Here is a 1100-nt window from a genome sequence, read left to right on the forward strand (position 1 = left end):
GATTTTTGTAAAGTGACCATAATAACCCTTCTCACAATGCCTTAATAATTTTATGTTCATTCCGGCTGTAATAATAAATGAGGACAACGATCGCTATGATTGAGAAAAATCCGATCAGTAACAGTCCCGTCCAATCCGGCATGGATTGTTCCATGAGAATATCCCTGTAAGCTGTAACGATATGTGCAATAGGATTGACGGTTACAAGGATATCTATCCAAACATTGTCTTCAGCCGCCGGGCCTAAACGACCGCCTTCCCAAATGATCGGGGAGGCATAAAAAAACACCCGGGTCACGTGCGACAAAATATTATCCACATCGCGAATAAACACACTGACATACGCCAAAAACAAACTGATCGCCAATAAAAATACGTATTGAATCACGATAATCAGCGGCAAAAACATGACTTGCCACCCGGGAACCGTACCCGTAGCTACTAAAAACGAAGCGATAATAATAAGTCCGAAAGCAAAGTTGATCAATTGCGTCGAGGTAATCGTCATCGGAAAAATCGATTTTGGTAAATAGACCTGATTAATGATCGACGAATATTTTAGAATCGCTTTTGCAGAACCGTTGACCGTCGTATTGATCCAGCGCCACGCCACCAAGCCAATCACGAGAAAGACGGCAAAGTTGTCGCCGCCACGGTCCAGCAATACACCGACCAAAAAGTAATAAACGAGAACGTTGAGCAGAGGATCCAACAACCACCAGAAATAACCCAGATAGCTATTGCGGTTCTCGGCCTTTAACCCTGATTGTACCAGATAGACCAAGAGGTCTTTTCTTTTTTGGATTTCCTGTACATATTGTCGCATAAGATTCCGCCCATCTATTCCATACCCAGCATATCATTTTACTACAATCGAGTCAGCGAAAAATACCCACGTCTTCCCCCGGGCACGGTTTCGTCAAAGCCCAAATATTAGTTACAAATGTCCGGAATGGAAATTTCTCCGGATCACACCGCTGTTCTGCCCCCTCGGGGCGACTTTTCCGGCTGTTGAGGGATTAATTCGATCCTCTTGTTCCTCTCGGAGCAGCTCGACCCCCGGGTGAGGGATTAATTCGTTCTTCTTGTTCCTTTCGGAG

At 44.7% G+C, this 1100-nt stretch carries 1 protein-coding gene; it reads right to left on the reverse strand.

The window, feature by feature from the left end:
• Positions 1–31: 31 nt before the first annotated feature.
• Positions 32–826, reverse strand: a complete 795-nt coding sequence (locus BLS58_RS17110) for an ABC transporter permease (protein WP_090400360.1) — start codon at positions 824–826, stop codon at positions 32–34.
• Between the last annotated feature and the right edge of the window lie 274 nt (positions 827–1100).

The organism is Natribacillus halophilus, from assembly GCF_900100185.1.
Lineage (GTDB): Bacteria > Bacillota > Bacilli > Bacillales > Marinococcaceae > Natribacillus > Natribacillus halophilus.